14 protein-coding genes, 1 tRNA gene and 1 pseudogene are annotated in these 12,602 nt (G+C 61.5%); 9 read left to right on the top strand and 7 right to left on the bottom strand.

Annotated features, from left to right (window positions below):
- Positions 1-2: 2 nt before the first annotated feature.
- A complete protein-coding gene (locus tag RBB18_RS04585; RefSeq protein ID WP_103762654.1) occupies positions 3-614 on the bottom strand; it encodes a ribonuclease D in 612 nt (203 codons plus the stop codon).
- Positions 615-1,030: 416 nt separating this feature from the next.
- Between RBB18_RS04585 and dctP the strand changes: the two genes are divergently transcribed.
- From dctP to RBB18_RS04565, 4 genes are all read left to right on the top strand, one after another.
- Positions 1,031-2,044 (top strand): TRAP transporter substrate-binding protein DctP, encoded by a 1,014-nt coding sequence (gene dctP / locus RBB18_RS04580; protein WP_103762655.1) that lies wholly within the window; start codon positions 1,031-1,033, stop codon positions 2,042-2,044.
- Positions 2,045-2,167: 123 nt separating this feature from the next.
- Positions 2,168-2,743, top strand: coding sequence for a TRAP transporter small permease (locus RBB18_RS04575; protein WP_371931592.1), 576 nt, complete (start codon positions 2,168-2,170; stop codon positions 2,741-2,743).
- 3 nt (positions 2,744-2,746) lie between these two features.
- The gene (locus tag RBB18_RS04570) at positions 2,747-4,033 is read left to right on the top strand and encodes a TRAP transporter large permease (protein ID WP_103762657.1); all 1,287 of its coding nucleotides are present in this window, start codon (positions 2,747-2,749) and stop codon (positions 4,031-4,033) included.
- 13 nt (positions 4,034-4,046) lie between these two features.
- On the top strand, positions 4,047-4,487 hold the full coding sequence (locus tag RBB18_RS04565) for a universal stress protein (RefSeq protein WP_103762658.1): 441 nt from the start codon (positions 4,047-4,049) through the stop codon (positions 4,485-4,487).
- A gap of 268 nt (positions 4,488-4,755) precedes the next feature.
- On the opposite strand, the gene RBB18_RS04560 is transcribed toward RBB18_RS04565, so the two are convergent.
- The 4 genes from RBB18_RS04560 to RBB18_RS04545 all read right to left on the bottom strand — a co-directional run bounded on the left by RBB18_RS04560 (position 4,756) and on the right by RBB18_RS04545 (position 8,461).
- Positions 4,756-4,831, bottom strand: a tRNA-Thr gene (locus RBB18_RS04560).
- Positions 4,832-4,876: 45 nt separating this feature from the next.
- Positions 4,877-6,370 carry a heme biosynthesis protein HemY gene (locus RBB18_RS04555; RefSeq protein ID WP_306110349.1) on the bottom strand — a complete coding sequence of 498 codons (1,494 nt, stop codon included), beginning with the start codon at positions 6,368-6,370 and terminating at the stop codon, positions 4,877-4,879.
- 19 nt (positions 6,371-6,389) lie between these two features.
- Positions 6,390-7,685: a COG4223 family protein gene (locus RBB18_RS04550; protein ID WP_306110348.1), complete on the bottom strand. Its 1,296-nt coding sequence runs from the start codon at positions 7,683-7,685 to the stop codon at positions 6,390-6,392.
- 47 nt (positions 7,686-7,732) lie between these two features.
- Positions 7,733-8,461, bottom strand: a complete 729-nt coding sequence (locus RBB18_RS04545; protein ID WP_306110347.1) for a uroporphyrinogen-III synthase — start codon at positions 8,459-8,461, stop codon at positions 7,733-7,735.
- Between the two features lie 71 nt (positions 8,462-8,532).
- Here RBB18_RS04545 and tsaD point away from each other — a divergent pair, with 71 nt between their 5' ends.
- The 5 genes and pseudogenes from tsaD to RBB18_RS04520 all read left to right on the top strand — a co-directional run.
- On the top strand, positions 8,533-9,627 hold the full coding sequence (gene tsaD, locus RBB18_RS04540; RefSeq protein WP_306110346.1) for a tRNA (adenosine(37)-N6)-threonylcarbamoyltransferase complex transferase subunit TsaD: 1,095 nt from the start codon (positions 8,533-8,535) through the stop codon (positions 9,625-9,627).
- Positions 9,624-10,583 (top strand): NAD(P)H-dependent glycerol-3-phosphate dehydrogenase, encoded by a 960-nt coding sequence (locus RBB18_RS04535; protein WP_103762663.1) that lies wholly within the window; start codon positions 9,624-9,626, stop codon positions 10,581-10,583. Before tsaD ends, RBB18_RS04535 begins: the two co-directional genes overlap by 4 nt.
- Positions 10,583-10,852, top strand: a complete 270-nt coding sequence (locus RBB18_RS04530; RefSeq protein WP_274592801.1) for a YciI family protein — start codon at positions 10,583-10,585, stop codon at positions 10,850-10,852. Before RBB18_RS04535 ends, RBB18_RS04530 begins: the two co-directional genes overlap by 1 nt.
- A 3-nt stretch (positions 10,853-10,855) precedes the next feature.
- The gene (locus RBB18_RS04525; RefSeq protein ID WP_103762664.1) at positions 10,856-11,275 is read left to right on the top strand and encodes an EVE domain-containing protein; all 420 of its coding nucleotides are present in this window, start codon (positions 10,856-10,858) and stop codon (positions 11,273-11,275) included.
- A 323-nt stretch (positions 11,276-11,598) separates the two neighbouring features.
- A pseudogene (locus RBB18_RS04520) lies at positions 11,599-11,694 on the top strand (chemotaxis protein MotB); the annotation flags it as partial.
- A gap of 231 nt (positions 11,695-11,925) precedes the next feature.
- Here the strand turns inward: RBB18_RS04520 and RBB18_RS04515 are convergent.
- Entirely contained in the window at positions 11,926-12,285 is a 360-nt protein-coding gene (locus RBB18_RS04515) for a flagellar protein FlgN (RefSeq protein WP_103762665.1), read from the bottom strand.
- Positions 12,278-12,577 (bottom strand): rod-binding protein, encoded by a 300-nt coding sequence (locus RBB18_RS04510; RefSeq protein WP_306110345.1) that lies wholly within the window; start codon positions 12,575-12,577, stop codon positions 12,278-12,280. The genes RBB18_RS04515 and RBB18_RS04510 overlap by 8 nt, the downstream gene beginning before the upstream one ends.
- Positions 12,578-12,602: the final 25 nt, after the last annotated feature.

The raw sequence follows: 12,602 nt of genomic DNA, 5'->3' as shown, positions 1-12,602 counted from the left end.
GATCAATGCGCGAAGATGTCCGTTTCGGGCCAGCCGGCAAGGTCCAGACGCGCGCGCGTCGGCAGAAAATCAAAGCAGCTTTCGGCAAGCTCCGTACGGCCTTCGCGCGCCAGGCGGGCGTCGAGTTCGGTTCGCAGCTGATGCAGGTAAAGTACGTCGGACGCGGCATAGTCCAGCTGTGCCTCGGTCAGATCGGACGCGCCCCAGTCCGACGATTGCTGCTGTTTCGAGATATCGATGCCGAGCAGTTCCTGAAGCAGGAATTTCAGGCCATGCCGGTCGGTATAGGTGCGGATCAGCTTGCTGGCGATCTTGGTGCAGTAGACCGGCGCGGCCAGGGCACCGAAAGCGTTGAACATCGCGGCGATATCGAAGCGGCCAAAATGAAACAGCTTCAAAACGCTGGCGTCCGTAAGAAGACGTTCGAGGTTGGGTGCGCTTGTCTGACCCTGCATCACCTGGACGATATGCGCGTCTCCGTCACCACCCGAGAGCTGCACCACGCAGAGCCTGTCCCGGTGCGGATTCAGCCCCATCGTTTCACAGTCGATGGCGACGACAGGACCGAGGTCGAGGCCGTCTGGAAGATCGGATTTGTAGAGATGGTTGGCCATGGTCCGCCGCAGTTGTTTCAGATCTATATAGTGCGCTGCCGCGCAATTTGAGCCTGCTTAAGCGAAAAGATGCGAACGCTCAACGAAAAGCCGGACAATACTGCCGTCAGCAAAGCTGGGCTGCCGTGCCGGAAGATCCAGCGTTCGTGTCTCCATGTCAGAATGCCCATTTTTATCTCGTCTTGGGGCAAGTTCCTGTTTGATGCTCCGGCGAGAATTTATTTTCCGGCCCGTTTTAAGCCGTGATACAGGATTGCATGATAGTGGCTAACCTACTGTCAAAAAACGAAGATTTAGTCGAAGGTGCCAAAGCTGGACGCTCGGGGTCGCCTTGGCGCGCTTTGTAATGCATCATTGACAGGCCAAAAGGTTGAACGCAGCCTAGACGAAATCACGAGATATTAAGGAGATTGAATATGGCTAGATACTCGCACACTTCCATGGCGATGGCCGTTGCAGGCAGCATGATGTTGAGCGCGAGCGTTGCTCAGGCAGACACTTGGCGCTACGCCTTTGAGGAGGCGCTTGACGAGGTGCAGGGCGTCTATGCTCAGAAGTTCAAGGAAGAGGTCGAGGCCAATTCCGACCACACTGTCCAACTTTTCCCCTATGGCACGCTGGGCGAATCTGCCGACACGATGGAACAGGCGCAGACCGGCATCCTGCAATTCGTCGATCAAAGCCCGGGCTTCACCGGTTCGCTGATCCCCGAGGCACAGGTCTTCTTCGTGCCCTACCTCTTGCCGCAGGACACCGAGAAGCTTGGCGAGTTCTTCCGCACCTCCAAGGCCATCAACGAGATGTTCCCCGAACTTTACGCCGAACAGGGGCTGGAACTGCTGACCATGTTCCCCGAGGGCGAGGTCTGCATGACCACGCAGGAACCCGTGACCGGGCCGCCTGACCTCGACCAGGTCAAGTTCCGCGTCATGACCAACCCGCTTCTGGTGGAAAGCTACAAGGCCTTTGGCGCGACGCCCACGCCGCTGCCTTGGGGCGAGGTCTACGGCGCGCTTCAGACCGGGATCATCCAGGGCCAGGAAAACCCGATGTTCTTCATCGAGTCGACCAAGATGTACGAGGTGACCGAAGTCATCACCTGCGCCGGCCACAACAACTTCACCACTGCGGTCATGGCCAACCAGGAATTCTATGAAGGCCTGTCGGAAGAGGACCAGACAGTGATCCAGAACGCGATCGACGTCGCCTTCGACCACATCATCGACTACCAGAAAGGTCTTCACGAAGAGAGCATCGAGAAGATCAAGGAAGCCAAGCCTGACATGCAGGTCAACACGCTCAGCGAGGAAGAGCGTCAGCCCTTCGTCGAGGCGGGCGCGTCGGTCGAGGACACGTTCCTTGAAATGACCGGCGACGGCGGCAAGAAAATCCTCGACCAGCTCAAGGCCGACCTGGAAGCCGTGCAATAACGAAATGGCTCTTCGGCGGCTGTGCCAGTTGGGCATGGCCGCCGTTGCACGCAACGGACGTGGGGACAGGTTATGTCAGACGAACACGGCTCTCAGCTACAGTCGCAGACCGACACGACGGGGATGGATGACGAACCCACGGGCGAATACGTCTCCACGCTACTCGGATTTCTCGGCACCATCGACATCCTGATAAGCAAGATCGAGGCGGTAATGCTCGCCGTCGGTGTCCTGCTGATGGCGGCCAACACCATCGCCAACGTGGTCGGGCGCTTCGTCTTTCAGAACAGCATCTTCTTTTCCGAAGAACTCAACCGCATCCTCATCATCCTGATCACCTTTGCCGGGATCAGCTATGCCGCCCGCCACGGTCGGCATATCCGCATGTCCGCAATCTATGACACCATGCCGCCCAAGGCCCGCAAGCTGATGATGATCGTCATCACGCTGGTCACCGCGGTCTTCATGTTCGGCCTGGCCTACTACGCCTATACCTACATCCTCACCCAGTCGGGCCGCGGCCGCGTCCTGCCGTCGCTTCAGATCCCGGTCTGGATCACGCTCGTATGGGTGCCCGTCGGCTTCTTCATGACCGGGGTGCAGTACCTTCTGACCGCGATCAAGAACATCATCGACAAGGATATCTACCTCTCGACCGCGGTGCTCGAAGGGTATGACGACACCGAGAAGGAGGTCTGACAGATGGCCCTTACCATCTTTTCCGTCATGGTCGTCCTTCTTCTGTTGGGCTTCCCGATGATGATCCCGCTGATCGTCGCCGCCTTCATCGGCTTCTACACCATGTTCGGCGGCTTCGGTCAGCTTGAAACCATGATCCAGCAGATCATGGCGGGTATCCGGCCGGCCTCGCTGATCGCGGTGCCGATGTTCATCTTTGCGGCCGACATCATGACACGCGGCCAGTCCGCCAATCGCCTGATCGACCTGGTGATGGCGTTCGTGGGGCATCTCAAGGGCGGGCTTGCGGTGTCCACCGCGGCCGCCTGCACCATGTTCGGCGCGGTATCCGGCTCCACCCAGGCGACCGTGGTCGCCGTCGGCTCGCCACTGCGCCCCCGGATGCAAAAGGCGGGCTACAATGACAGCTTCATTCTTGCGCTGATTGTCAACGCCTCGGACATCGCCTTCCTGATCCCGCCCTCGATCGGCATGATCATCTATGGCGTCGTGTCCAACACCTCCATCGCCGAGCTTTTCATCGCGGGCATCGGGCCGGGCCTGCTGATCCTTTTCCTGTTCTCGATCTACGCCTGGATCTACGCGGTCCGCAACAACGTGCCGACAGAGCCCAAGTACAGCTGGGGCGAACGTTTCAACGCCGGGCGCAAGGCGCTCTGGCCACTGGGTTTCCCGGTGATCATCATCGGCGGTATCTACGGCGGCATCTTCAGCCCGACCGAGGCGGCGGCGGCCTGCGTGCTCTACGCGCTTGTGCTCGAGGTCATCATCTTTCGCGAGATGGACCTCAAGGGCGTCTATGAGACGGCCAAGTCCACCGGCCTCATCACCGCCGTCGTGTTCATCCTCGTCGGCGTCGGCGCGGCCTTCTCGTGGGTCATTTCCTTCGCCCAGATCCCACAGGAAATCCTGGGCTCCATCGGCATTGACGAGATGGGCCAGATCGGGGTGCTCTTCGTGATTTCCGTTGCCTTCTTCGTCGGCTGCATGTTCGTGGATCCGATCGTGGTGATCCTCGTTCTGGTTCCGATCTTTGCGCCGGTGGTCGAATCCGTCGGCCTCGATCCAGTGCTGGTCGGCACGATCATCACGCTTCAGGTCGCCATCGGCTCGGCCACGCCGCCCTTCGGCTGTGACATCTTCACGGCGATCGCGGTGTTCAAGCGGCCCTACATGGAAGTGATCCGCGGCACGCCGCCCTTCATCTTCATCCTGCTGTCGGTCGCCGTACTGCTGATCTTCTTCCCACAGATTGCCCTGTTCCTGCGGGACCTGGCCTTCGACAAGTAACCGGAGGAGAGACATGTACAAATCCATACTGGTGCCCTTTGACGGGTCGCCCAATTCAGAGTTGGCCGTCGACAAGGCCGTGGAGATGGCCGCGCTTTGCGGCGGGGCCGCGCTGACGATCCTGACAGTCTATCGCCACCATTCGATGCTGGAGGCATCGCTGTCCATGGTCCGGCCGGACGATCCGGGCAACATGGACGACGCCATGCGCACCCACGCCGAAGAGGTTGTCGGAACCGCCAAGGAACGCGCAAAGTCCGCGGGCAAGACCGACGTCCGCGCCTTCGTCAAGGCCGGTCCCACGTCGCGCAATATCGTGAAGTTCGTCGAGGAGCACGGCATCGACCTCGTCGTGATTGGCCGCCGCGGCATGGGATCAATGGAAGGCTATCTTCTGGGCAGCGTTTCGCAGAAGGTCACATACCTGTCCCCGGTTCCCGTGCTGATCGTCTGACCAGATCGGGTACGGTTTCGACGCTCACCTGCGGGCGCTGGCTGAGACTCGGCGCGCGGAGCCGGGTGGCATAGCCGGTCTTGAGTGATGGCCCCTCAAGCTAGCCAAAGGTTGCTGTCAGCGACGAAGGAAGCGATCGCACCAAAATTTCGTCACCTTACGAACTTAAGAAGCCGCAGGTGCGACAACGCAAGGGTGGATGTTCACGTGGATAGAATTAGGCAGCCTGCAAACAGAAACTGATCTTCAGTCGTTTGCAGAAGTTTCGTGGTGCCGCTGAAGGGACTCGAACCCCCGACCCCATCATTACGAATGACGTGCTCTACCAGCTGAGCTACAGCGGCCCCGTGGAGCGCGGCTATAGCACTCCAATTCGTATCCGAAAAGAGCTATTTTTCGGTCTTTTCGGGACCGGTGTCCTCGACGATCTCCGCGTCGGCGACCTCGGCGTCGGTGATCTTGTCGCTGTCATCTGACTCGTCCGGGGTATCCGCACCATGATCCTCGATGGAGCCGATGATCAGGGGCAGCATCTCGATCCCTGTCGAAGAGGATACCGACGACGCCGGAGGCGCGCGCCAGCTCAGGGTGTCGAACGCGTCGCAATTGTCGCAGGACGGGGCCCATTGCGCGTGAATGTGCTGGCAGTTCTCGCAAACCCATTGCGGTCCGCGGGGTGCCGAAAGCGCACGGGCGAGCCAGCCCTTGACCACGCTGTCGGACGCGCCTTCGCCGCGCTCGATGGCGGCCATGATGGTCAGCGCGCGGGCGTCGGGATCTACCTCTGCCAGATCTCCCAGCGCACGGCGGGCTGCCGGGAAATCCTCGGCGGCAAGATGCAGTTCGGCGTCGATCAGGCGGGTTTCGCGGTGATCGGGATGGATCTTGAGAAGCTTGGCGAAGCGCTTGATGCGGGCCTGCGGCGTCTCTTCGGGTTCGATCTCGGCGAAGGCGGCCGCGAGGTCGGGATGGGGTTGGGCATCCCATGCCTTTTTGATCACGCGGGTGGCGTTGCGCTTGTTGCCCTGCTCGATGTAGCCGCGCGCTGTCAGGACGGCGGCGGGCACGAGGTCGGGCGAGAGGCGGTTCGCTTCGATCGCGGATTCGCGCGCTTCGATGCTTTTGCCTTCCTCCAGAACATCGCGCGCCTCGGACAGGGCCAGAACGGCGTCGCGGCGGCGGTGGACGGCACGCGGCAGGTTGCCGGATTTCAGCTTGGCGCTCAGCGTTTCGCGTGCGCCTTTCCAGTCGCCGGTCTGAGCCTGAAGTTTCAGCAGCGTGTCCTGCACCTCTTCGTGCTTGGGTTTCAGCGCGAAGGCGGTCTTTGCCAGCTTCAAGGCTGTCTCGGTTTCGCCGTTCGCCAGTTTCTGGCGCATGATGCCGCGCACGCCGACGAAGCGGGTCTTCTCGTTGGTCAGCAGCCGCTTGTAAGTCTCCTCGGCCTTGCGACGATTGCCGGAGATCTCGGCCGCCTGCGCGGTGATCAGGTTGGTCAGCGCGGGCTTGTTGAGATACCGTTCGGCCTTGCCGGCCTTGGCCATGGCAAGCTCTCCTTCGCCCGATGCGAGAGCCATCAGGCCCTCGGACAGCGCCTGATACCCCTTGTCCTGACGATTGCGCTGGAAATAGCGTGACAGCGCGGTGTCGTCGCCGTTGATAAAGTGCAGTACGGCCACGAGCAAAGACACGAGCTTGAGCAAGAGCCAGACCGCGACGACCAGGAGGACCAGTACGATGACAGCCATAAGCGGGGTCAAGTTGAATTCCTGCCCGGCCATGACGATGCGCACCCCGCCGTCAAGTTCCAGCAGGTAGATCGCCCCCCAACTGGCCGCGGCGACGAGGCCGATGAAGAGGATAATCTTGATTACGGACCACAGCATTCTCTGAGTTCCCCCGGCGTTAATTCAATGTCTCGCTCAGCGACTGGGCCGCGCCCACCGCCTCGCGCCGTTGTGCCGCTTGACCGGCCCAATCGGAGAGTTCGGCGCGGCCCTCTTCGGGGAGCGCCTCGATTTCCGCCAGAGCGTCCTGAAGCCGACCATCGCGGATCGCCGCTTCGGCGCGGGACAACACTGCGTCCGGATCGCTGCCTTCGCGCGGCTCGAGCGACCGTGCCCCAAATTGACTGCGCAGGAAACCTGTCAGCCCGGTGCCTTCGCCGGTGGCGTCGCGAGACGTGTCGAGCGCGGCGCGGGCAGCCTCGGGAAAGCTTTCCTGCAAGCTGGAGAGTGTCGGCACACCGGCGTCGGCGGAGGACACCAGGACTTCGGGCACGTCGACGCCGGTATCCTGAAGTTCGGCCACGGAACCGGCGAAGCCTGCGCCGTTGTCCAGAGCGGCCAGGATACGGCTGATCGCGGCCCGTTGCATTGCGGCGACCGCTGCTTCGTCGGCTGCGGTTTCGGTGTTCATCGCCTCGTCGATGAGGGCCTGCAGGTCTTCGCGCTGCGCGGCAAGTTCCTCGCGGGCGGCGTTCAGTTCGTCCTCGTAGGCGGCGATGGTTGCGGCGTCGGCACTTTCGGTGACCGGGCGCTGTTCGACGTCGCGCAGCCGCGCATCGATCGCTTCCAGGGTGTCCTCGGCCTCGGTGACGCGTTCTGACAGGGTGCCAAGCGCCTCGATCTGCGCCTCGAGCGCGGAGTCGTCGGTGTTGGCGATGCCGCCGACCTTTTCAGTGAGCGCGTCGATTGTATCGGCCTGTTCGTCGAGACGGCGCGCGGCTTCGCTGACTTCACCGACGAGCGCTTCGTCACGTGGGGGTGGATTTTGCGTCAGGCCGAAGTAGGCTGCGGCGAAACCGATTGCGCCTGCGACGATGCCACCCAGAATAAGCGCGCCTGCGCCGGGACCTTTCGCCGGTTGCGGCGTTGTCGCGGGGACAGAGGCGGACATCGGCGCGTTGGGCGCGGAGTCGCTCTTTGTGTTTTCGTCGGGCTGCGCATCCTGCGGTTCGTCCTCAGCCGCGTCGTCAGGGGTATCAGGCGCATCGTCAGGAAACGCTGGCGTGTCGTCGGAAGACTCTTCGTCCGCCTTCGTGTCGTCAGGCGTCTCGCCGGGCGTGACGGTCCCGCTATCGTCCTGCGGCGCGTCCTCGGAGCTCTCGGTGGCTTTGCCCGCCTCGTCGGCGGTTTCGTCCGTCTGCGATACATTCTTGTTTAGCGAGATATTCGCCTTGGACGGTGGTTTCTTTGCCACTTGAAAACCTCTTTCGAATCTTGCCACTAGTGCCTGGCGTGCCAAGCTTACTGTGGCCTGTCTCTGCCCTCAAGCCGGTTGGCATGGGACCATAGTCTTGCAACGCACGCGAGCATTGCCGGCCCGTCGGGCGTTTCCGCGACCTCTATCCTATGCGCCTTGGCCGAAGGGATAACCTCCGCCACGGCGTTGCTGATCGCCGCGATTTGCAAGTTAGTGCCATTTGGCAGCGCATCTAGCAAAAGCTGCGCGCTGCGCGGTGAAAAAACCGGAACGACAATGGTGTGCGCCTGGAGGACACGGGCAATGACGTCGTCCGGCAAGGGGAGAGGAACCTGTTCGTAGATGATGGCATCATGCGTCTCTGTTCCCGCGGAATTCAGGTAACCTGCGATATCAAAGGCCACGTGATCGCCCCGAAGATGAAGGCAGGGCGTTGCCGGCGAATCGTTCCGGATGCGTATGGCCAACTCTCGGCCGGTGCCCGGGCCGACAATGGGGGACAAGCCGCATGCGCTGGCTTTGTCGCCCGTCGCCTTGCCCACAGCGTAGCAGGTAAAGTCACGGCACGTTGTGGCCTGAGCGAAAGCGTCAACCGCGTGGGAGGAGGTAAATATCAGCGTGCGGTAGACCGACAGCGCGGGCAGGTCCGGCAATTGCCGAATTTCCATAAGGGGCGCGAGAAGGATTTCGGCTTTGGGTCCCAGCTCCGCTGCCAGACGGGCGGCAAAGCTATTGGCCGCCTCGATGGGTCTGGTGATCAGGATCAGCGGCATGAACGCTCCGGAGTTGTCTGAGTGTCTCCGCGGTGTTACCTGCGACGAGGGCTTGGCGCAACGGGCGTGACATGACGGACAATCTGGTGATCCTTGGATTGGAAAGCAGCTGCGATGATACGGCTGCGGCAGTGGTATCCCTGTCGGGGGACAGCGCCGAGATCCTGTCTTCGGTCGTACTGGGGCAGGATGCGCTGCACGATGCGTTTGGCGGCATCGTGCCGGAAATTGCGGCCCGCGCCCATGCCGAGAAACTGGATATCTCGGTGAAACAGGCTCTGTCTCAGGCAAAAGTGGGTCTTGGGGATGTCACCTTGGTGGCGGCGACCGCAGGACCGGGGCTGATCGGCGGCGTGCTGTGCGGGGTGACGACAGGCAAGGCCATCGCCGCCGCGCGGGGCATTCCTTTGGTCGGAGTGAACCACCTTGCGGGACACGCGCTGACGCCGCGGCTGACCGATGGTCTGGCGTATCCTTACGTGATGCTGCTTGTTTCTGGCGGGCATTGTCAGTTCCTTGTGGTCGAGGGCTGTGACCAGTTCACGCGTCTGGGCGGCACCATTGACGATGCACCGGGCGAGGCGTTCGACAAATCGGCCCGGCTGCTTGGCCTGGGCCAGCCGGGAGGGCCGGCGATCGAGTGCGCTGCGCGCGACGGTGACCCGGGGCGTTTTCGATTTCCTCGCCCGCTTCTGGACAGGCCGGGATGCGATATGTCTTTTTCCGGTCTCAAGACCGCGCTGTTGCGGGCCAGGGACACGGTGATCGCAGAAAAGGGTGGCCTGACGCGGCAGGATCGGGCCGATCTCTGTGCGGGTTTCCAAGGGGCGGTCGCAGATGTGCTGCAGGAAAAGACGCGACGTGCCCTCACCGAGGCGCGCAGGCAACTGGCCGAACCGCCCGCACTGGCCGTGGCGGGCGGCGTTGCGGCGAACACCGAAATAAGGACTGGACTAGAGGCTGTTTCAGGCGAATTCGGCGTGCGGTTCGTGGCGCCGCCCCTGGCGCTTTGCACTGACAATGCCGCGATGATCGCTTACGCTGGTGGGGAACTCTTTCGTGCGGGGCGCATTGACGACATGACGTTGGCCGCGCGTCCGCGCTGGCCGTTGGACAAGCGCAGTCCGGCCTTGCTGGGCGGTGGAAAGAAAGGGGCAAAGGCATGATCTTGGTGATCGGCGCCGGTGCATTCGGCACGGCCCTTGCAGTATCGCTGGCGCGCAATGGTCCGGTGGCACTTTGGGCGCGGGACGAAGAGCACGTGCGGGAGATGAACGCGACCCGGGAGAATGCGCGGCGATTGCCGGGGGTCGCTTTGCCGGAGAATGTAAGCGTTTCAGCAGAGTTAGAGACTGTTTCAGAGGCGGAAATCGTTCTCTTGTCGGTTCCGACACAGAAACTTCGCACGTTTCTGGAAACGCACGGTCGGTCGCTGGCGGGAAAGCCCTTGGTCGCCTGTTGCAAGGGGATGGAGCGCGGCACCGGGCTGAGACCGACACAGATCATCGCGGAGCACGTCCCCGACGCCGTCCCGGCCATGCTGACAGGTCCGTCCTTTGCCCATGACATTGCGCGGGGTCTGCCGACGGCGCTGACCTTGGCCTGTGCCGATGAACGCGTAGGCGAGAGCCTGCAACAGCGGCTGACGACGCCCAATATCAGGCTCTATCGCACTATGGATGTAACAGGTGCAGAGCTGGGCGGCGCGCTAAAGAACGTGATTGCGATTGCGTGCGGCGTGGCGATTGGCGCCGGGTTGGGCGAAAGTGCACGTGCGGCGCTGATGACTCGTGGTTTTGCCGAACTGGTCAAGGTGGCGGAAATGCACGGCGCCCGGGCAGAGACGCTGGCAGGGCTTTCGGGATTTGGTGACCTGGTGCTGACCTGCACCTCGGAGCAATCGCGCAACTACCGCTACGGCCAGAGCCTGGGACGCGGAGAGACATTCGATACGGGCGTGACAGTCGAAGGGGCCGCGACGGCGCAGGCGCTGGAAAAGATGGCGCGGGAGGCGGGGCTGGACCTGCCGATCACGCGCGTGGTGACCGGATTGGTGCGCGGTGAATTGAACGTTCGCGACTCGATGGATATGCTGCTTCAACGGCCATTGAAGGAAGAATGATGCTGATCGCTTTGATTGCCCGGGACAAGCCCGGCGCCTTGCAAACCCGTCTCGACAACCGTGACGCGCACGTGGCCTACCTGAAGGAGACGGGCGTCGTGAGCCAGGCGGGTCCTCTGCTGGATGCGGATGGTGGCATGATCGGCTCGCTGGTGGTGCTGGAGGTCGAGGATATGGCGCAAGCCGAGGCCTGGGCCGCGAAGGACCCGTACAAGGCGGCGGATCTGTTCGAAAGTGTCGAGCTGATCCCCTGGAACAAGGTAATCTGACCGATGCGGTATTGGCTGTTCAAGTCCGAGCCGTCGACATGGAGCTGGGATCAGCAGGTCGCACGGGCGGAGGCCGGCGAGGAATGGGACGGCGTGCGGAACTACCAGGCGCGGAACTTCATGCGCGAGATGGCGGTGGGCGATCGGGGCTTTTTCTACCATAGCCAGACGGAAAAGGCGGTGGTCGGTACCGTCGAGGTGATTGCCGAGGCGCATCCCGACAGCACGACCGACGACGATCGCTGGGACTGCGTGGATATCAAGGCGGTGGAAACAGCGAAAACGCCGGTGACGCTCGATATGATCAAGCAGGATCCCCGCCTTTCGGAGATGGTGCTGGTGCGCAACTCACGTCTGTCGGTGCAGCCTGTAACCGCTGAAGAATGGAAGATTGTCTGTGAAATTGCGGGTCTGACGGCGTAGCCGCTTCAGCATTTCGGCGGCGATAATCCCGTGAGTTCGTACGGAGGGTATCGCGCGTATCGGCCGATACCCTCCGTTGCCCCACGTGCTCCCTACGCACCACACGTGTCTCTGGAAATGGTTTCGGCCATACTGGCGCGATCATGAGTTGGATATCACTTTCTCGCCCGATTCACAAAAACCGAATGCCCGGCATTTCACTAAAATGCAGTGGTTGCCCCGCGGCGATGCGCGACCCGATAAAGCGGACAAATTGATCTGTTAACAGCCGAGTAAGACCTGGTCTGCTAACGATCGTTTCGGGTGAGTGAATAGGTGGTGAGATGAGTGCGTCTGGTGACAATGCCGCGCCAGTCATCATCAAACGGAAAAAGGTCACGGGCGGTGACGGGCATCATGGCGGTGCCTGGAAGGTCGCGATAATAGCATAGTCCTTTTGCTGCGACGCTTTTGCGCCGATACATGTCCACCGCCCCGGGGCGGTGGTTTCGAAAGTCGTTCTGACGTTTGCGATGCACGTTGTCGGCATCGCGCCATCCACCTTGGGACGCAGGCCGAGAAATGCCTTGAAAGTACTAAGAGAGTCCTAAAACGGCTGTGGGTCTGTGACTGGCATTTGAGACAAATTCTCTTAAAAAAAGTCCCGGGAATTATGCTCGCTTTTCCAACTGCCGCGTGACCTGGGCGTCGATCGTCTTCTTCTGTCCGTCCTCGCCGTAGGTCTCCAGCGAACGGCGCACCTTTCTCACGGCGGCAAGCCGTGCGGAGGCCCGTCTTATTCCCTGCAGCGCGCCATCGAGCAGCACCTGGTTCCGGGCAAGTTTGTCCTGAACTTCCGATATCGCGGCGGCATCTGCCGCGTCGAGTTCGCTCAGCGCGTCGATCAGGCTCTCTTTGCGCGCCAGCAGTCGTGACATGTCGTCGAGGTTGCCGCCGAGGACGGCCTCGCGCTCGGCCTCCAGCAGATTGTCCAGTTCGTCGACCAGGTCTTGTGCGGAATGTTTAGTCATTGCTTGTCTCCAGCATCGCGTTCAGGAAATGTTCGGAAAGGCCGATGCCCCCGGCCTCCGCGATCTTATCCGCGACCGCCTGACGGTGGAACGAGGCGAACTGATCTTCGCCGGTCCCGCCGGAAAACGAGTTCACCTGTTCGCCGAAACCGGCGGCCTTCAGCATCTCGGCGAGAAACGTCGCTTCCAATTTCTGTGCCGCCTGCTGCGCAGCGTGCAGTGACGTGCGTGCAAAAGGGGGCGGCAAAGGGCTCACGCCCAGCTTGGGTTTCATCGGTAAATGATCGGTCACCAGAATCCCTCGAATGCTGTGAACT

Origin of the sequence: Roseovarius sp. MMSF_3298, assembly GCF_030733705.1 — a bacterium.
Classification (GTDB): domain Bacteria; phylum Pseudomonadota; class Alphaproteobacteria; order Rhodobacterales; family Rhodobacteraceae; genus Roseovarius; species Roseovarius confluentis.
This window is presented reverse-complemented; position numbering and strand designations above follow the sequence as displayed.

What these genes read in the sequence shown, in the direction of transcription:
- RBB18_RS04585 (WP_103762654.1), bottom strand. Translation starts at nt 614, where the DNA reads ATGGCCAACCATCTCTACAAATCCGATCTTCCAGACGGCCTCGACCTC.
- dctP (WP_103762655.1), top strand. Translation starts at nt 1,031, where the DNA reads ATGGCTAGATACTCGCACACTTCCATGGCGATGGCCGTTGCAGGCAGC.
- RBB18_RS04575 (WP_371931592.1), top strand. Translation starts at nt 2,168, where the DNA reads ATGGATGACGAACCCACGGGCGAATACGTCTCCACGCTACTCGGATTT.
- RBB18_RS04570 (WP_103762657.1), top strand. Translation starts at nt 2,747, where the DNA reads ATGGCCCTTACCATCTTTTCCGTCATGGTCGTCCTTCTTCTGTTGGGC.
- RBB18_RS04565 (WP_103762658.1), top strand. Translation starts at nt 4,047, where the DNA reads ATGTACAAATCCATACTGGTGCCCTTTGACGGGTCGCCCAATTCAGAG.
- RBB18_RS04555 (WP_306110349.1), bottom strand. Translation starts at nt 6,370, where the DNA reads ATGCTGTGGTCCGTAATCAAGATTATCCTCTTCATCGGCCTCGTCGCC.
- RBB18_RS04545 (WP_306110347.1), bottom strand. Translation starts at nt 8,461, where the DNA reads ATGCCGCTGATCCTGATCACCAGACCCATCGAGGCGGCCAATAGCTTT.
- tsaD (WP_306110346.1), top strand. Translation starts at nt 8,533, where the DNA reads ATGACGGACAATCTGGTGATCCTTGGATTGGAAAGCAGCTGCGATGAT.
- RBB18_RS04535 (WP_103762663.1), top strand. Translation starts at nt 9,624, where the DNA reads ATGATCTTGGTGATCGGCGCCGGTGCATTCGGCACGGCCCTTGCAGTA.
- RBB18_RS04530 (WP_274592801.1), top strand. Translation starts at nt 10,583, where the DNA reads ATGCTGATCGCTTTGATTGCCCGGGACAAGCCCGGCGCCTTGCAAACC.
- RBB18_RS04525 (WP_103762664.1), top strand. Translation starts at nt 10,856, where the DNA reads ATGCGGTATTGGCTGTTCAAGTCCGAGCCGTCGACATGGAGCTGGGAT.
- RBB18_RS04515 (WP_103762665.1), bottom strand. Translation starts at nt 12,285, where the DNA reads ATGACTAAACATTCCGCACAAGACCTGGTCGACGAACTGGACAATCTG.